At 62.8% G+C, this 17,246-nt stretch carries 18 protein-coding genes and 1 other RNA gene; 9 read left to right on the top strand and 10 right to left on the bottom strand.

The window, feature by feature from the left end:
* Window positions 1–25 precede the first annotated feature (25 nt).
* On the top strand, window positions 26–1,168 hold the full coding sequence (locus OX462_RS05720; protein ID WP_070289205.1) for a branched-chain amino acid ABC transporter substrate-binding protein: 1,143 nt from the start codon (window positions 26–28) through the stop codon (window positions 1,166–1,168).
* On the opposite strand, the gene OX462_RS05715 is transcribed toward OX462_RS05720, so the two are convergent.
* Entirely contained in the window at window positions 1,161–2,063 is a 903-nt protein-coding gene (locus OX462_RS05715; RefSeq protein WP_409027975.1) for a LysR family transcriptional regulator, read from the bottom strand. The genes OX462_RS05720 and OX462_RS05715 overlap by 8 nt on opposite strands.
* A 108-nt stretch (window positions 2,064–2,171) precedes the next feature.
* Between OX462_RS05715 and OX462_RS05710 the strand changes: the two genes are divergently transcribed.
* Entirely contained in the window at window positions 2,172–3,179 is a 1,008-nt protein-coding gene (locus OX462_RS05710; RefSeq protein WP_409028731.1) for an NAD(P)H-binding protein, read from the top strand.
* 21 nt (window positions 3,180–3,200) lie between these two features.
* Here OX462_RS05710 and OX462_RS05705 read toward each other — a convergent pair whose 3' ends face one another.
* Both OX462_RS05705 and ilvD read right to left on the bottom strand, forming a co-directional pair.
* The gene (locus OX462_RS05705; protein WP_070221905.1) at window positions 3,201–3,512 is read right to left on the bottom strand and encodes a c-type cytochrome; all 312 of its coding nucleotides are present in this window, start codon (window positions 3,510–3,512) and stop codon (window positions 3,201–3,203) included.
* Window positions 3,513–3,732: 220 nt separating this feature from the next.
* Complete coding sequence (ilvD, locus tag OX462_RS05700; protein ID WP_121670309.1) at window positions 3,733–5,598, bottom strand: dihydroxy-acid dehydratase; 1,866 nt, start codon at window positions 5,596–5,598, stop codon at window positions 3,733–3,735.
* Between the two features lie 173 nt (window positions 5,599–5,771).
* On the opposite strand from ilvD, the gene OX462_RS05695 reads away from it, so the two are divergent.
* Window positions 5,772–6,683 carry a LysR family transcriptional regulator gene (locus OX462_RS05695; protein WP_409027974.1) on the top strand — a complete coding sequence of 304 codons (912 nt, stop codon included), beginning with the start codon at window positions 5,772–5,774 and terminating at the stop codon, window positions 6,681–6,683.
* 79 nt (window positions 6,684–6,762) lie between these two features.
* Entirely contained in the window at window positions 6,763–7,587 is an 825-nt protein-coding gene (gene lgt, locus OX462_RS05690; protein ID WP_099408843.1) for a prolipoprotein diacylglyceryl transferase, read from the top strand.
* Between the two features lie 8 nt (window positions 7,588–7,595).
* Here lgt and OX462_RS05685 read toward each other — a convergent pair whose 3' ends face one another.
* From OX462_RS05685 to OX462_RS05665, 5 genes are all read right to left on the bottom strand, one after another.
* Window positions 7,596–8,060, bottom strand: coding sequence for an EVE domain-containing protein (locus OX462_RS05685; RefSeq protein ID WP_070289203.1), 465 nt, complete (start codon window positions 8,058–8,060; stop codon window positions 7,596–7,598).
* 91 nt (window positions 8,061–8,151) lie between these two features.
* Window positions 8,152–8,329, bottom strand: a non-coding RNA gene (gene ssrS, locus OX462_RS05680) — 6S RNA.
* 54 nt (window positions 8,330–8,383) lie between these two features.
* Window positions 8,384–8,695 carry a cell division protein ZapA gene (locus OX462_RS05675; protein ID WP_034747344.1) on the bottom strand — a complete coding sequence of 104 codons (312 nt, stop codon included), beginning with the start codon at window positions 8,693–8,695 and terminating at the stop codon, window positions 8,384–8,386.
* Window positions 8,695–8,958, bottom strand: a complete 264-nt coding sequence (locus tag OX462_RS05670; protein WP_034747342.1) for a hypothetical protein — start codon at window positions 8,956–8,958, stop codon at window positions 8,695–8,697. Before OX462_RS05670 ends, OX462_RS05675 begins: the two co-directional genes overlap by 1 nt.
* A 156-nt stretch (window positions 8,959–9,114) precedes the next feature.
* Window positions 9,115–9,861: a hypothetical protein gene (locus tag OX462_RS05665; RefSeq protein WP_409027973.1), complete on the bottom strand. Its 747-nt coding sequence runs from the start codon at window positions 9,859–9,861 to the stop codon at window positions 9,115–9,117.
* A gap of 524 nt (window positions 9,862–10,385) precedes the next feature.
* Between OX462_RS05665 and groES the strand changes: the two genes are divergently transcribed.
* The 3 genes from groES (at window position 10,386) to OX462_RS05650 (ending at window position 13,071) form a co-directional block, all read left to right on the top strand.
* A complete protein-coding gene (groES, locus tag OX462_RS05660; RefSeq protein ID WP_010400979.1) occupies window positions 10,386–10,676 on the top strand; it encodes a co-chaperone GroES in 291 nt (96 codons plus the stop codon).
* 50 nt (window positions 10,677–10,726) lie between these two features.
* A complete protein-coding gene (gene groL, locus OX462_RS05655) occupies window positions 10,727–12,376 on the top strand; it encodes a chaperonin GroEL (RefSeq protein ID WP_070221899.1) in 1,650 nt (549 codons plus the stop codon).
* 185 nt (window positions 12,377–12,561) lie between these two features.
* The gene (locus OX462_RS05650) at window positions 12,562–13,071 is read left to right on the top strand and encodes a hypothetical protein (protein WP_254679478.1); all 510 of its coding nucleotides are present in this window, start codon (window positions 12,562–12,564) and stop codon (window positions 13,069–13,071) included.
* A gap of 4 nt (window positions 13,072–13,075) precedes the next feature.
* Here the strand turns inward: OX462_RS05650 and OX462_RS05645 are convergent, their stop codons facing one another.
* Both OX462_RS05645 and OX462_RS05640 read right to left on the bottom strand, forming a co-directional pair.
* Complete coding sequence (locus tag OX462_RS05645; protein WP_409027972.1) at window positions 13,076–14,314, bottom strand: MFS transporter; 1,239 nt, start codon at window positions 14,312–14,314, stop codon at window positions 13,076–13,078.
* On the bottom strand, window positions 14,311–14,850 hold the full coding sequence (locus OX462_RS05640) for a PadR family transcriptional regulator (protein ID WP_070289199.1): 540 nt from the start codon (window positions 14,848–14,850) through the stop codon (window positions 14,311–14,313). The genes OX462_RS05645 and OX462_RS05640 overlap by 4 nt, the downstream gene beginning before the upstream one ends.
* A 100-nt stretch (window positions 14,851–14,950) precedes the next feature.
* Here OX462_RS05640 and OX462_RS05635 point away from each other — a divergent pair, with 100 nt between their 5' ends.
* The gene (locus OX462_RS05635; protein WP_409027971.1) at window positions 14,951–15,520 is read left to right on the top strand and encodes a GNAT family N-acetyltransferase; all 570 of its coding nucleotides are present in this window, start codon (window positions 14,951–14,953) and stop codon (window positions 15,518–15,520) included.
* Window positions 15,521–15,638: 118 nt separating this feature from the next.
* Window positions 15,639–17,177: a POT-type proton-dependent oligopeptide transporter gene (locus OX462_RS05630; protein WP_162995845.1), complete on the top strand. Its 1,539-nt coding sequence runs from the start codon at window positions 15,639–15,641 to the stop codon at window positions 17,175–17,177.
* Window positions 17,178–17,246: the final 69 nt, after the last annotated feature.

Raw genomic sequence — 17,246 nt, 5'->3', positions numbered from 1 at the left:
TATCTTTATCCATTGGAGAATGTTTATGCTGCTCAAGACCAAAGTCCTTCCTCTCGCCCTCGCCCTCGCCTTTGCCGGCCATGCGGGCGCGCAGGAAATCATCAAGATCGGCCACGTCGCCCCGGTCTCTGGCGCCAGCTCCCACCTGGGCAAGGATAACGAGAACGCGGCCAAGATGGCCATCGAGGATTTGAACGCCAAAGGCTTCAAGATCGACGGCAAAGCCGTGAAATTCGTGCTGGTGCCCGAAGATGACGCGGCCGATCCCAAACAGGGCACGGCCGTGGCGCAAAAGCTGGTCGATGCCAAGGTCAACGGCGTCGTCGGCCACCTGAACTCGGGCACGACGATTCCCGCCTCGCGCATTTACTTCAATGCCGGCATCCCGCAGATTTCGCCGGCCGCCACCAACCCGACCTATACCCAGCAAAAATTCAACACGGCCTTCCGCGTCGTGGCCAATGACAACAAGCTGGGGGGCACCCTGGGTGCGTATGCCGTGGGCAAGCTGCAGGCGAAGAAAATCGCCGTCATCGACGACCGCACGGCCTACGGCCAGGGCGTGGCGGAACAGTTCGTCAAGGGCGCCAAGAAGGCGGCACCTGGCGTGCAAATCGTCGGCAAGGAATTTACCAATGCCAACGCGACGGACTTCAATGCGATTTTGACCAGCATCAAGTCGAAAAATCCCGACCTGATCTTCTTTGGCGGCATGGATTCCGTGGGCGGCCCCATGCTGCGCCAGATGAAGGCGCTGGGCATCAAGGCCAAGTTCATGGGCGGCGACGGCCTGTGCACGGAACCGCTGGGCAAACTGGCGGGCGACGCCGTGGGCGAAGACATGGTCACCTGCGCGGAAGCGGGCGGCGTGACGGGCGCACAGCAAAAAGGCATGGACGATTTCCGCGCCCGCTACAAGCAGAAATACAATATGGAAGTGCAGCTGTACGCGCCATACGTCTACGATGCCGTGATGACCATGGCCACCGCCATGCAGGATGCGAAATCGTCGAAACCGTCCGTCTACCTGCCGTATCTGGCCAAGGTGCACTACCAGGGTGTGACGGGTCCGATCTCATTCGACGCCAACGGCGACATCAAGGATGGCGCGCTGACCTTGTTCACCTACCGGGATGGCAAGAAAACCAAGATGGAAGTCGTCAAGTAAGCGGCTGCTCAGCCACGTAATCGCGTAAACCTTCGGCCAGCGCGTCGAAGGTGGCGCGGCAGCGCAGGCTGCCGCGCAAGTCTTCATGCATGGTGACCCAGGTTTCCATCGGCAGCGAAAACGCTTGCGGCAACACGCGCCGCAAGGCCGGATCGCGCGCCGCCAGTCCTGCCTGGCACACGCCGATGCCGGCACCCGCCCGTATCAGGGCCAATTGCGCCAGGTCGCTGTCGCTGCGCCAGGCAAAGTTTTCCCGCGAAAATCCTTGGAAGGCCGCGCCCGCGTTGCGCACGAAGGGACTCGCCTCGTCGTAGCCGATGACGGCGTGTTGCGCCAGATCAAGCAATCGCGCCGGCGTGCCATGGCGCGCCAGATAATCGGCGTGCGCATGCAGGCCCAGTTCGATCTCGCCTACCTTGCGCGCCACCAGCTGCTCCTGGCGCGGCCGCAGCATGCGCACGGCAATGTCCGCCTCGCGGCGCAGCAAATCCTGCACCTTGTTGCTTAATACTAATTCAATGGTCAGGCCCGGATGGCGCGCGCGGAGGCGGGCCAGGATGGGCGGCAGCACTTCCACGCCCACGACTTCACTGGCCGCGATGCGCACGACGCCGGCCACGCCCTGCCCCTGGCTGCTGGCGGCGCGTTCCATCAGGGCCGCCGTGTGCTCCATGGTTTCCGCATGGGGACGCAGCGCCAGGGCCACTTCCGTGGGCAGCAAGCCCTGCTGCGAGCGCGTGAACAGCGTCGCGCCCAGCGCCTGTTCGAGGGCCGCGATGTGTCGGCCGGCGGTGGGCTGCGTGATGCCCAGCGCGCGGGCCGCGCCGGAGAGCGAACCGTGCTTCAGCACGGCCAGCAAGGAGCGGTAGTATTCCCAGGCAATGGATGGGTTCATGGCGTCAACTTGGTCATACATAAATGTATAGCTTGTACGCGATGTTCGTCAATTCCCAATTAGCCTTGCGCGGCAGATACTGGCACCATCAACCACACGGAGGTCATGATGGAGAACACGAAAACAGTATTGGTACTGGGCGCCACAGGCGGCATCGGCGGCGAGATGGTGCGCCAGCTACTGACGGCGGGCTGGCAGGTGCGCGCCCTGACGCGGGGAGAAACGCCATCGCCACGGCGAGATAACATCGAGTGGCTGCGCGGCGACGCGCTGTCGCGCACTGACATGCTGGCGGCCGCCAAAGGCTGCGCCGTCATCGTGCACGCCGTCAACCCGCCCGGCTACCGGAACTGGGGCCAGCTGGTGCTGCCCATGCTCGACAACACGATTGCCGCGGCGACGGCCGAAGGCGCCACCATCGCGCTGCCCGGCACCGTGTACAACTTCGGCCCGGACGCCTTTCCCGTGCTGGCGGAAGACGCGCCGCAACGTCCGCTCACGCGCAAGGGCGCCATCCGCGTGGAACTGGAAGCACGGCTGGAACGGGCCAGCACGCACGGCGCGCGCGTGCTGATCGTGCGCGCGGGCGACTTCTTCGGTCCCCGTGCCGGCAATAACTGGTTTTCGCAGGGACTGGTGAAACCGGGCCAACCCGTGCGCAAGGTGCTGTATCCGGGCGCACCCGGCGTGGGCCACCAGTGGTCCTACCTGCCCGACGTAGCGCGCACGATGGTGCAATTGCTGGCTTTACGCGCCACCTTGCCCGCGTTTGCGCGCTTTCACATGGCCGGCCACTGGGACCACGACGGCCGGCAAATGACGGGGGCGATTGTCCGCGTGGTGCAACAGGCGACAGGAGCGGCGCCCGCCATCCGGCGTTTTCCGTGGTGGCTGGTGGCGCTGGCGTCGCCGTTCGTGGCGACCTTGCGCGAAATGCGCGAGATGCGCTATCTGTGGCAAGCGCCCTTGTCCATGGACAATGCGCGGCTGCTGGCCGTGCTGGGCCAGGAGCCGCATACGCCGCTCGACGAGGCGGTGCGGGCGACACTGGAGGGCATGGGCAATCTGCATAAGGCAGCGGGCAAAAAAAACGCGCCGGGATTGCCGGCGCGCTAATTGCAGGTACTGCGGCACAGATTATTTCTGTGCCAGTACCCATTTAACCAGGGTATGGGCTTCCGCATCGCTCACTTGCGGGTTGGCTGGCATCGGGATCGCGCCCCAGGTGCCGGAACCGCCCTTCATGACTTTCGCCGCGAGCTTGGCTTCCGCGTCTTTCTGACCAGCGTACTTGGCAGCCACGTCCTTGAACGCAGGGCCCACCAGTTTCGTGCTCACCGCATGGCAAGCCATGCAGTTCTTTGCTTTCGCCAGGTCCGGATTGGCCAACGCTGCTTGCGATGCCAGAGCCGATACGGTCAATACACTCACCAACATAAAACGTTTCATTGTCTTTTCTCCAAAGTTACTTCCTGCGGCATTTTACTGTGTTTCCGCAGATGCACCACGAGCCCAGATCAAGCGTTTCAATGTAGTCACGCAATGTCGTCAGAAGGCATAGCTATTCTGCCCCATCTGCGCGCCCATGACCATGTTGTTTGTAAGGCGATGTAACGACAGGCGGCCCCGCATCGTCAAACGGGGCCGGCCGTCGTACTGACGCAACAGATCAGCGTTTTTTCAGCTGCGACAGATCCCGCACGGCGCCCCGGTCGGCCGACGTCGTCAGCGCGGCATACGCCTGCAGCGCCTGCGACACGTAGCGCTCGCGGTCGACGGGCAGCCAGGCCGCGTCGCCCTTCGCTTCCATGGCGGCGCGGCGCGCGGCCAGCTCGGCAGCCGTGATGCGCAGGTTGATGGTGCGCTCGGGGATGTCGATGTCGATGAAATCGCCCTCTTCCACCAGGCCGATGGCACCGCCTTCGGCCGCTTCCGGCGAGGCGTGGCCGATCACCAGGCCCGAGGAGCCGCCCGAGAAGCGCCCGTCCGTGAACAGCGCGCACGCCTTGCCCAGGCCCTTGGACTTGATGTACGAGGTCGGATACAGCATTTCCTGCATGCCGGGGCCGCCTTTCGGGCCTTCGTAGCGGATGATGACGACGTCGCCTTCATGCACGGTGTCTTCCAGGATGGCAGCGACGGCCGCGTCCTGGCTTTCGAACACGCGCGCCTTGCCCGAGAATTTCAAGATGCTTTCGTCGACGCCCGCCGTCTTGACGATGCAGCCCTTTTCCGCCAGATTGCCATACAAGACGGCCAGGCCGCCATCCTGCGAGTAGGCGTGGGCCTTGTCGCGGATGCAGCCCGTGCTGCGGTCCGTGTCGACGGCAGCGAAGCGCTCGGACTGCGAAAACGCCGTCTGCGTCGGCACGCCGCCCGGCGCGGCGCGGAACAGTTCATGCACGGCGGGGTTATCCGTGCACATGATGTCGTTTTGCGCGATGGCGTCGGCCAGGGTCGGCGCGTGGATCGTCGGCAAAGTCGTGTTGAGCAGGCCGGCGCGCGCCAGTTCGCCCAAAATGCCCACGATGCCGCCCGCGCGGTGCACGTCTTCGATATGGTATTTGTCCGTCATCGGCGCCACCTTGCACAGGCAAGGCACCTTGCGCGAAATGCGGTCGATGTCGGCCATCGTGAATTCCACTTCCGCCTCGTGCGCGGCGGCCAGCAGGTGCAGCACGGTATTCGTCGAGCCGCCCATGGAGACGTCGAGCGCCATGGCGTTTTCAAACGCGGCCTTGGTGGCGATGGAACGGGGCAGCACCGAGTAATCGTCCTGCTCGTAATGGCGCTTGGCCAGTTCCACGATCAGACGGCCCGCGCGCAGGAACAGCTGCTGGCGGTCCGAGTGCGTGGCCAGAATCGTGCCGTTGCCGGGCAGGGCCAGGCCCAGCGCCTCGGTCAGGCAGTTCATCGAGTTGGCCGTAAACATGCCGGAGCAGGAACCGCAGGTCGGGCAGGCCGAACGTTCGATCTCGGCCACGTCGGCGTCGGAGACGGTGCTGTCGCCCGCCTTGATCATGGCGTCGACCAGGTCCAGCTTGATGATCTTCTGCGTGCCGTTGACCACCTTGACGACCTTGCCCGCTTCCATGGGCCCGCCGGAAATAAACACGACGGGGATATTGATACGCATGGCGGCCATCAGCATGCCCGGCGTGATCTTGTCGCAGTTCGAGATGCAGACCATGGCGTCGGCGCAGTGGGCGTTGACCATGTATTCGACGGAATCGGCGATCAGGTCGCGCGAAGGCAGCGAATACAGCATGCCGCCGTGGCCCATGGCGATGCCGTCATCGACGGCGATGGTGTTGAATTCCTTGGCCACGCCGCCGGCCGCCTCGATCTCGCGCGCCACCATCTGTCCCAGGTCTTTCAGGTGCACGTGACCGGGCACGAACTGGGTAAACGAGTTGACGACGGCGATGATCGGCTTGTCGAAGTCGCCGTCCTTCATGCCGGTGGCGCGCCACAGGGCGCGGGCGCCAGCCATGTTGCGGCCGTGGGTGGTGGTGCGGGAGCGGTATTGCGGCATGATGGGGTCCTTCCAAGGATGATTGATGCCTGACTGCGCGGATTTCCAGCAAAACCCTGCATACAGTGGGGGTACGCCAGATTGCCTTGCGCGCGCCCCACTGTCAAATATATGATGCACGTGCCTGTGAGTCGTTTTGCATATCACAGCAATCAATCTGCATGGAAACGCATATGAACCTCGAACTGCGCCAGCTGCGCTATTTCGTCACCGTCGCCGAGGAGCTGCACTTCGGCCGCGCGGCCGCGCGCCTGCACATGACGCAGCCGCCCCTGTCGCAAACCATCATGGCCCTGGAAGAACAGCTGGGCGCACCGCTGTTCGTGCGCACGCGCCGCGAAGTGCAGCTGACGCCGGCCGGCACGGCCCTGCTGCCCGAGGCGCGCCGGCTGCTGGCGCAGGCGCAAGACTTGCCCGCCTTGGTGCGGCGCGCCGCGCAGGGCGAGGCGGGTCGTCTGAGCCTGGCGTTTGTCTCCTCGGCCGACTACAGCGTGCTGCCACCCCTGCTGCGCGCCTACCAGACGGCCTATCCGCAAGTGCAGATCGCGCTGCAGGAAGCCACCTCGGACCTGCAGCTCGATGAACTGCTGGACGGGCGCACGGATGCGGGCCTGTTGATCCCGCCCCTGCCCGAGAAGGCGAAAGGGGAGCTCGATTACCTGCCCGTGCTGGCCGAGCCGCTGGTGCTGGCCGCGCCGTCCGGCCTCGCCATCCTGAACACGCCGGGCCCCGTGCGCCTGCGCGACCTGCCGCCCCTGCCCCTGATTATTTTTCCGCGCGCGATCTCGCCTGCCCTGCACGACGCGATCCTCGGCGTGTTCCGCGCGGCCGGCATCACGCCGCAGATCGGCCAGGAAGCGATCCAGATGCAAACCATCGTCAGCCTCGTCTCGGCTGGCATGGGCATCGCGCTTGTGCCACAATCGGTATCGAATCTGATGCGCCCGGGCGTAGAATACAGGCCGCTGCAGGACGCCACGCCGCTGGTGGAAACTGGCCTGGCCTGGCGCCGCGACAATCCGTCCGCCGTGCTGCAAGGTTTCCTGGCGCTGCTGCGCAAGCAGATCAGCGCTGCCGCCGATTAAATTAAGTGGCCGCTAAGGCAAAAAACCGCCAGCGCCCCCATACTACGCAACCTTGGCTTTAAACAAAGAAAGAAACCCCATGCTGATACACCCGATGCCCGACCCGATAGCCATCCAGATCGGTCCGCTTGCCGTGCACTGGTACGGCCTGATGTATGTGCTGGCCTTTGCCCTGTTCATTATCCTGGGCCGCGTGCGCATCAAGCAGCCGCATATCGCCGTGCTGGGCTGGAAGAAGGAAGACCTCGACGACATGCTGTTCTACGGCATGCTGGGCGTAGTGATCGGCGGGCGCCTGGGCGAAGTACTGTTCTACCGTCCCGAATACTTCCTGCACAATCCGCTCGAGATCTTCATGGTCTGGCATGGCGGCATGTCCTTCCATGGCGGCTTCCTCGGCGTCATCCTGGCCATGTACTTGTGGAGCCGCAAGGCGGGCCGCAACCTGTTCGACGTGCTCGACTTCATCGCGCCGCTGGTGCCGCTCGGCTATGCCGCGGGCCGCCTGGGCAACTTCATCAATGCCGAACTGCCGGGCCGCATCGCCCCGGAAACCCTGCCGTGGGCCATGCAATGGCCGGGCATTCCGTATCCCGTGCACCCGTCGCCGATCTACCAGATGCTGGTCGATGGCATTTTGGTGTTCATCATCCTGTGGCTGTTTGCGCGCAAGCAGCGTCCGCGCATGGCCGTGGGCGCCATGTTCACCCTGTTGTACGGCTGCGCGCGCTTCTTCACGGAATACTTCCGCACGCCGGACTGGGAAGTCGTGTGGCTGGGCGTGCCGATCACGTCGGGCCAGATGCTGTCCTTGCCCATGATCGTCGGCGCCATCGCGCTGCTGGTGTGGGCATATAAAAGCCAGGTGATGGGCACGCCGCCCACCAAGGCCCGCGCTGCCTGATGAACAGTTTAAGCCTGTAACCTGCTTGTAATCACTTTCCATTGCGCCGGCGTTACCGGCGTGATGGACAGCCGGCTGCCCTTCTTGAGCAGCAGCATGTCTTCCAGCTCCGGCATCTGGCGCATCTCGGACAGGGGCAACAGCGCCGTCTTCTTCAGGCCCCGCACGTCGACGCTGATCCAGCGCGGCTGTTCCTGCGTGGCCTTGGCATCGAAATACTTGCCGCCCTCTTCAAACTGGCTGTGATCGGGATACGCGCCGCTGGCCACTTCGGCCACGCCCGCCACGCCCGGCTGCGGGCAGCTCGAGTGATAAAACAGCACGCCATCGCCGACCTGCATGCCGTCGCGCATGAAGTTGCGCGCCTGGTAGTTGCGCACGCCGAACCAGGGCATGGTGTGCCCGGGCGCGGCCATCAGGTCGTCGATGCTCACTTCATCGGGTTCGGATTTCATCAGCCAGTATTGTTTCATGCAGACTCCGTGTGAAAGCGCCAGACGTAAAAAAAACGGTTGCGCAGGATGCGGCAACCGTTTTCAGTTGTACTTACAAATGTAATGCAAATTGGGCCCCGCCTGTGCCGCTATGCCGGCATCCCGAACCAAACGGTTCAAGGTGGTCACGTTAGTTCAATTTCGGGTTCGTCGAACGAGCGACGCTCACTCCCATCAAACAAAATTCGCAACCGATGCGCATAAATGGTTCAAGGAATATATGGCAATCGCGAACACCGCAGGGTAGACCCAAGTTTACTCCTTTGATCGCGCATCGCAAAGACAAATCGTACCGTGTCCGCTTAAAAAAGGTTTTCCTGGGGCGTCAATGCGCTGTCCAGAACGGTGTGCATGGCCGAGATCTTTTGCTTCACTTCCAGGATCGTCAGTTCCGACAGCGGACCTTGCGGCGACTTCACGGAAAGGAATTCCGCGGCCACGCCCAGGGCGGCCAGCACGGCGATGCGGTCATTGCCCTTGACCTTGCCCGCGTCGCGGATGGCTTTCATTTTGCTATCGAGATAGATCGCCGCTTCGCGCAGCGCGCGCTCTTCGCCGTCGCGGCACACCATGCTGTAGGACTGGCCCATGATATTGACATCAACACGCGGCATTACGCTTCCTTCTCGTTCTCGGCAATATAGGCGCCCGCCTCCGAAGCGGCTTGCTCCAGGCCGGCTTGCACCAGTTCGGGAATTTTTTCCAGCAACGCCTCGACCCGCTCCTGCGCCTCGCGCATGCGTTGCACATACAGGGCGTTCTCGGCGGCCAGCGCGGCATTGTCCTTGCGCAGTTGCGCGTTTTCACGACGCAGCGCATGGGTCATTTCGGCCAGCAGGCCTATTTTGTCGGATAATTCGTTGAATTCGGAAATCATCCCGCCACTATAGGGCGGACGCTCCATGGGCGTCAATCGAATCACGCCGCTGTCACACATATTTACATCAATGCAGGTCAGTTGCCGTGAAATACACGCTTTTTCCGGCGCTTTTCGCCATCTGCACGCATCCGCCGGCGCCGCGATGCCAGCGTTTTACTCGTCGACGTAATCGGGTTCGATATCGAGAGCGCCATAGCGGTTTTCGCACGAGCGGCGCGTCAATTCCTGCTTGCCGCTCTTGCCATCAAGCACCATCGTCAAGTCGCGGCAAGTACGGTGGTAGCTGCCAGGTTTGGCGTCCGTCCGCGAGGGCGTCAAAGTGACGCGCAAGGGCACGGCATTGCCCAGCCCCTTGTTGCTCCATTCACGGCTCTTGCCATCCTCTTCATCTTTCAAGGTGCGCACGGCGGCCGTCAGCAAGGATTTCTGTTCCTTCGCATTCAGCCTGGCGATGGTCACGTCGGACAGGAAAGGCGGATACACGACGGGCGCCGGGTCCTTGCCCTGCACATCCCAACGGCCGCTGTTCTGCGAACACGTACGGCGGCTCAGGTCTTGCGACTTGTCGCCCGCCGTGACGACGAATTTCAGGTCGCGGCAGATGTGCGCCTTCAGGCTGTGTTCCGTCATGCCGGAGTTGCTGAAGTTATATGTGACTTTCACCCGCACGCCACGGTCGCCGCCGTTGTCCCACACATGCGCTTCCTGGTCGTCGTCGTCCTTGTTGAGGTCGTTGAACAGCTCGTTGAGCAGCATGTCCTTTTCCAGCGGCGTCAGGGTCGCCACGGTGATCTCGTCGAGAATCGTGGGCGTTTGCGCGGCGGCATTGCCCAGGCAGGCGAGGCCGACGAGGGCGGCACCGAGCAGGCGCAGGGCGGGACGGGAAAGAGTCGATGGCATGGTGTGCTTTCTGGTACAGGGGAATATTGATATGCAATTGCAATCATCTTATCAAAGTCCATAGCAAAACTCTGTTTCCTGTGCGTACAGGAACGCCGTTCGCCTGACGGGCATGCTAGAGTCGCGCCTGTTGCTGACGCCCGGGAACGAGGCTTGCGTTTGCGCAAACCCTGCGTAAATGCAGGCTGCGCAGAACGTCCAAGCTTATCTTCCCGGAGAATAAGCCCTTGAATAAGCCCCCTACCGTCCCTATAATTAGCACTCGTTAGTAGAGAGTGCTAACAAACTCTTTCGTAGCAATCCTCAAGACATGATGGTGTCTGCCGGGCAACAGCAGGGAACGCTACGCGGCGGGCGACGCCGCGATGCCACCACTGCCCAGCGCCGGCATGCACCCGATGCCATGGGGTTTGCTTGACCGTTGCGGGCTGCTTTCAACGGCGGTCACTGAAAGCACGCCTGGCGCTGTGCCAGGCATGTATTCATTTAGCAACACCTATCCATTGAACTTTAAGGAGTTTTGTATGAATCTGCGCCCATTGAACGATCGCGTCATCGTCAAACGCCTCGACCAGGAAACCAAGACTGCGTCCGGCCTCATCATTCCTGATGCAGCTGCTGAAAAACCGGATCAAGGCGAAGTCCTTGCCGTAGGCAATGGCAAGATTCTCGACGACGGCAAAGTCCGTCCTCTGGATGTCAAAGTGGGCGACCGCGTCCTGTTCGGCAAGTACGCCGGCCAAACCGTCAAAGTTGACGGCGATGAGCTGCTGGTCATGCGCGAAGAAGACATCATGGCGATCGTCGTCAAGTAATTGTTTCCACGTTGTAGACAGATACATCCCGAAACTCAGGAGAATTGAACATGGCAGCTAAAGAAGTAGTATTCGGCGACGCAGCGCGCGCCAAGATGGTCGAAGGCGTCAACATCCTCGCCAACGCAGTCAAAGTCACCTTGGGCCCGAAAGGCCGCAACGTCGTGCTGGAGCGCTCGTTCGGCGCCCCTACCGTCACCAAGGACGGCGTGTCGGTAGCGAAAGAAGTTGAACTCAAAGACAAGCTCATGAACATGGGCGCGCAAATGGTCAAGGAAGTGGCTTCCCGCACCAGCGACAACGCCGGCGACGGCACCACCACCGCGACCGTACTGGCCCAAGCCATCGTGCGCGAAGGCATGAAGTTCGTTGCCGCCGGCATGAACCCGATGGACCTGAAGCGCGGTATCGACAAAGCTGTTGCAGCGACCGTCGAAGAACTGGCGAAAATCGCCCGTCCTTGCACCACGACCAAGGAAATCGCCCAGGTTGGCGCGATCTCGGCAAACTCGGACTACTCGATCGGCGAGCGTATCGCTGAAGCGATGGAAAAAGTCGGCAAAGAAGGCGTCATCACGGTAGAAGACGGCAAGTCGCTGAACGACGAGCTGGACATCGTTGAAGGCATGCAGTTCGACCGCGGCTACCTGTCGCCATACTTCATCAACAACCCAGAGAAGCAAGTTGCCGTCCTGGACAGCCCATTCGTCCTGCTGTGCGACAAGAAAATCTCGAACATCCGTGACCTGCTGCCGGTACTGGAACAAGTCGCCAAGGCTGGCCGTCCACTGCTGATCATCGCGGAAGACATCGAAGGCGAAGCGCTGGCTACCCTGGTTGTGAACAACATCCGCGGCATCCTGAAAACCTGCGCAGTGAAAGCACCAGGCTTCGGCGACCGCCGCAAAGCCATGCTGGAAGACATCGCTGTCCTGACGGGCGGCCAGGTGATCGCTGAAGAAGTCGGCCTGACCCTGGAAAAAGTGACCCTGGCCGAACTGGGTCAGGCGAAACGCATCGAAGTGGGCAAGGAAAACACCATCGTCATCGATGGCGCCGGCGAAGCTGCCTCGATCGAAGCACGCGTGAAACAAGTGCGTGTACAGATCGAAGAAGCGACCTCGGACTACGACCGTGAAAAACTGCAAGAGCGCGTGGCCAAACTGGCTGGCGGCGTTGCCGTGATCAAGGTTGGCGCAGCCACCGAAGTCGAAATGAAAGAGAAGAAAGCCCGCGTTGAAGATGCACTGCACGCCACGCGCGCTGCCGTGGAAGAAGGCATCGTGCCAGGCGGCGGCGTAGCCCTGCTGCGCGCACGCGCCAACATCACGGTCAAGGGCGACAATCCTGATCAAGACGCTGGTATCAAGATCGTCCTGCGCGCAATGGAAGAGCCGCTGCGCATGATCGTGCAAAACGCCGGCGAAGAAGCTTCGGTCGTCGTGGCAGCCGTCCTGGCTGGCGCGGGCAACTACGGCTACAACGCTGCCAACGGCACGTATGGCGACATGGTGGAAATGGGCGTTCTGGACCCAGCCAAAGTGACCCGTTCGGCGCTGCAAAACGCCGCTTCGATCGCTTCGCTGATGCTGACGACCGACTGCATGGTCTGCGAAATCGCTGACGACAAGGCAGCCGGCGGCATGGGCGGCGGCATGGGTGGTATGGGCGGCATGGGCGGCATGGACGGCATGATGTAATGTCCTGCGGCCAGTCGCGCAGGCGACGGCGCACCTGGCCGCATACGCCGGGACAGGGCTGGCAGGCCAAAAGCTGCCAGCGCCTCCCCGGCGGCCCCGAAAGCCACCTCCCACGGAAGGTGGCTTTTTTTCGTCTTGCTTTTTAGAAATTTCAACGATTGCCCGCCTGCACGTTTTGCTTTAGCATGGCCGCCATCGTCCCTCTTTCTCACGCCACCATCATGCAGCCACGCGCCTCTTCTTCCAAAACCACCATCATCGCCGGCATCCTGGCCGGCTTGCTGGCCGCCGGGCTCGGCGCTTTCTACCTGCACCAGCAAGGCGCGCCGCACGGCACCAATGCCCCGGCCGCGAGCAGCCAGGCGGCGCCAGAACAGAGCGCGCGCGCCGTCGATGCGCTGATGGCATTGCCGGAAATCAAGGCCTGGTCGGCGCATATCGAAAAGGCTTCGGGCGGCCGCGCCCACGGCGCCGTGATGGAAACGTCGCCCGACGTGCGTCTCATCGATGGCAAGCCCTACTATGACCTGAACTTTGTGGAAAACACGCCGGACGCGGCGCACCGCTGGGAGAGTTTCGTCGTCTCCCAGGATGGCAAGCGCATCCTCGTCGATGACGTCGTCAGCGGTGAGCTGATCAGCCTGGAACAATGGCGCAAGGACAATGCGCCCATGCAGCGCATCGCCACGCAGTAACTGCCTACGCCGGCGCGCCCTGCGGCGGCGCGCCGCGCACGCGCGCCACCCACCACACCGTCCACAGCGACAAGCCCGCCGCCAGCCAGCCATTGATGCCGTAGCCGCTGATGTGGCCGGCCGCATCCGTCTGCAGGGTCAGGCCGCCCAGCCAGGCGCCCAGGCCGCTGCCAAAGCTTTGCAGAGCCGAATTGGCGCTGAGAAACGCGCCCCGCTTGTGCGGTTCCGGGATGGTCGTCAGCAGCGCCTGCAGCGGCACCATGCGGCCCGAGACGAGGGCCATAAAGAAGGGAAACGCCAGCATCAGCCCCAGCAGCGGCAGCTGGGGCAAGTGCGTCATGAACAGCAGCGGCGCAATCGACAGCAGGGACACCCAGCGGTACACCTGCTGCTTGCCGGCCCGGTCCGCCCAGCGGCCGATCAGGCGCGCCGTGAAGATCGTGGCGCAGCCGCCCGCCAGATACACCCAGGTGACATCGGCCGGCGCCAGCCCCATATTGCCCACGAGCACGGGCGAAATGAAGGGAATGACCAGCATGCCGGCCGTCATGTTGACAATCGACAAGGAGAACGCTTTCAGGTGGCGCCGCTCGCGGAACAGCGCCAGCAGGTTCGGCAGCACCTGGCGCAGCGGCGTGGGAGCGGCGCCCATGTGCGCCGTGAGCGAGGGCAGCACGCGCGCCGCGCCCAGCCAGACCAGCAGCGACAGCACGACCAGCAGGAAAAACGGCGAGGCCCAGCCAAAGTGCGCGGCCAGCACCACGCCGATGGGTACGCCTCCCACGGCCGCCATGGCAAACGAGGTCATGACGATGCCCGTGGCCGCGCCGCGCCGCTCGGAAGGAATCACGTCGCCGATGATGGCCATGACCATGGCGCCCAGCACGCCGCCCGTCAGCCCTGCAAACGCGCGCGACCACAGCAGCACATAAAAGTTCGGCGCCAGCGCGCAAGCGAGGTTCGACAAGGTGAACAGGCAAAACATGGTCAGCAGCAGCTTCTTGCGGTCAAAGCGGTCGATATACGTGGCCGCCAGCAAGCCGGACAGGCCCGCGCACCAGGCGTAGGCGGAAACGGCGCCCGAGACGGCGGCCGGGCCGATGTGGAACGCCTGCATCAGCTGAGGCGCCAGCGGCATCATCACCATGAAATCCATGATGACGGTAAATTGCGTCAGCGCAAGCAGCCACAGCATCGTGCGCTCGCGCGCCGGCGTCAGCAAGGGAACAGGCGCGGCCGTCATGCCAGCGCCTCGATATCGGTACGGGCCTGGCGCAGGATGGCGCGGATGGCATCGAGGCGCCCGGCATCCGGCTCGCCCGCGCGCCCGCGCGCCAGCACGGCCGCCTTCAGTTCGTGCATCAGGTGGCGCAAATCGTCGTCCGCGCTGGCCGGCGCATCGACCCTGGCGGCAATCGCGTCGACATAGGCGCGGTTCGCCTCCAGGAAACCCCGTCCCTCGGGCGTGATGCTGTGCAGCTTCTTGTTGCCATCGAGGCTGACGGCCACATAGCCGTGGCCCACGAGGCCGTGCATGAGCGGATAGATGGCGCCGGGACTCGGGGCATACGCGCCGCCGGCGCGCTGTTCGATGGCCTTGATGATGTCGTAGCCGTGGCGCGGCTTGTCGGCGATCAATTGCAGCACCAGGTAGCGCAAGGTGCCCGCGTCAAACATTTTCGGTCCGCGGGCAACGGAATGGCCAGGCGTGCCTGGCGCATCGCCCTGGCCATGGGCTGCCGCGCGCACGGGGTGCATCCCGTGCAGAAGATGGAACATGATGATTCCTTAAGATATATCGCAATAAGATATATCTTATGGTCGAAAACGCAGCAACGCAAGGTTTACTTTCTGGCATCGAAGCCCGATACTCGCCCACATGTCCGCCATCATTGTCCGCCCCCTGACGCCCGACGACGTTGCCGCCTACCGCGCGCTGCGCCTGGCCGGCATCGCCGAACTGCCCGCCGCCTTCTGCACCACGCACGCGGCGGAGAGCGGCTTGCCGCTGGCACGGATAGCCGAGCGCTTGCGCATCACGCCCCACCAAATAATATTTGGCGCTTTCGACAAGGATCAATTGATCGGCATTGCCGGCCTGCGCCGCGAACCGATCGCCGTCGTGCATGACAAGGCCAGCCTGTGGAGCGTATACGTGGCGCCGCAGGCGCGCGGGCGCGGCGCTGCACGACAACTGCTGCAGGCCGCCATCGCCCATGCCTGCGCCATCCCCGAACTGGCCCGCCTGCGCCTGGCCGTGGCGCAGGACAACCACGCGGCATTGACCCTGTACCTGGGCTGCGGCTTTACCCTGGCGGACGGCCCCGCATCGGACGGCATGCTGCAAATGCAGCTGTGGCTGCCGCGCCCGGCGTGTGCAAGTGCAAGCGCAAGTGCCGAAAGTAATGTCTTTATGAAAATCAATACCTTACAAATCCCTGCGAAATAGCGGACAGGCCGTTTTTTCTGTTGCAAGCAAACGCGGCAGGCCTTAGCATCGCGGCTTACAAAAAAAACTTGGGGGAGAGCCAATGTCATCGGCCGAGACACAAACCGCCACAGGCAAAATGCCGCGGCAAATACCGTACATCATCGCCAACGAAGGCTGCGAACGCTTCAGCTTTTACGGCATGCGCAACATCCTGACGCCATTCCTCATCAGCACCCTGCTGCTGATGATCCCGATCGACCAGCGCACGGGCGAAGCCAAGCACGTGTTCCACACCTTCGTCATCGGCGTGTATTTCTTCCCGCTGCTGGGCGGCTGGCTGGCCGACCGCTTCTTCGGCAAGTACAACACCATCTTCTGGCTCAGCCTCGTGTATTGCGCGGGCCACGCCTGCCTGGCCCTGTTTGAAAACAGCGTCAACGGCTTCTATTTCGGCCTGTTCCTGATCGCCTTCGGTTCCGGCGGCATCAAGCCGCTCGTCGCCTCGTTCGTCGGCGACCAGTTCGACCAGACCAACAAGCACAAGGCCAAGCTGGTCTTCGACCTGTTCTACTGGATCATCAACTTCGGCTCCTTCTTCGCCTCGCTGCTGATGCCGATGTTCCTGCGCGACTTCGGCCCGTCGATCGCCTTCGGCATCCCCGGCCTGATGATGCTGGCCGCCACCGTCGTCTTCTGGATGGGCGCCAAGAAATACGTGCACGTGCCGCCGGCGCCGCCGAATCCCGATTCGTTCACCCGCGTGGCCCGCACGGCACTGCTGGCGCGCGTCGACGGCGGTTCGCGTCCCGGCCTGTACGTCGCCTACGTGGGCGTGATCGGCGCCCTGTACGCGTTCTACAGCATTCCCGAATGGGGCTTCGTGATTTCCGCGTGTACGGCGCTGGTCTTGCTGCTGGCCTTCGGCAGCATCGGCACGGCCATGCAGCTGGAACGCGCGCGCGGCATCCACCCGGACGAAGCCGTCGAAGGCGTGCGCGCCGTGCTGCGCATCCTCGTCATCTTCGCCCTCGTCACGCCGTTCTTCTCGCTGTTCGACCAGAAGGCCTCGACGTGGATCGTGCAGGCGAACACCATGGAAAAACCAAGCTGGTTCCTGCCGGCGCAGATGCAGGCGCTGAACCCGATGCTGGTGATGCTGCTGATCCCGTTCAACAACCTGGTGCTGTACCCGATGCTCAACCGCTTCGGCCTGGAAGCGACGGCCCTGCGCCGCATGACGGCCGGTATCGGCTTTTCCTCGCTGGCGTGGATCGTCATCGGCTTGCTGCAGCTGGCCCTCGACAGCGGCAACGCCGTCTCCATCATGTGGCAGATCCTGCCGTATGCCCTGCTGACGTTCGGCGAAGTGCTGGTCTCGGCCACGGGCCTGGAGTTTGCGTACAGCCAGGCGCCCGTGTCGATGAAGGGCGCCATCATGAGCTTCTGGAACCTGTCGACCACGGTGGGCAACCTGTGGGTGCTGATCGTCAACCGCAGCGTCATGAATGAAGGCGTGATCGGCAAGATCGCCGAGAGCGGCATCAGCGTGACGGCTTTCCAGATGTTCTTCTTCGCCGCCTTTGCCGCCGTCGCCATGCTGGCCTTCGGCCTGTATGCGAAGCGCTACAAGATGGTGGACAACTACCGCCAGGCGGCTGTCCCGGGCAAGGCGTAATCATACAAGTAGGTCGGATTAGCCCAAAGGGCGTAATCCGACAACGCTGCTGACAATGTCGTCGGATTA

It is taken from the genome of Janthinobacterium aestuarii, from assembly GCF_046113285.1.
Classification (GTDB): Bacteria; Pseudomonadota; Gammaproteobacteria; order Burkholderiales; family Burkholderiaceae_D; genus Janthinobacterium.
The sequence above is the reverse complement of the archived record's forward strand: the minus strand, read 5'-3'. Positions and strand labels throughout refer to the sequence as shown.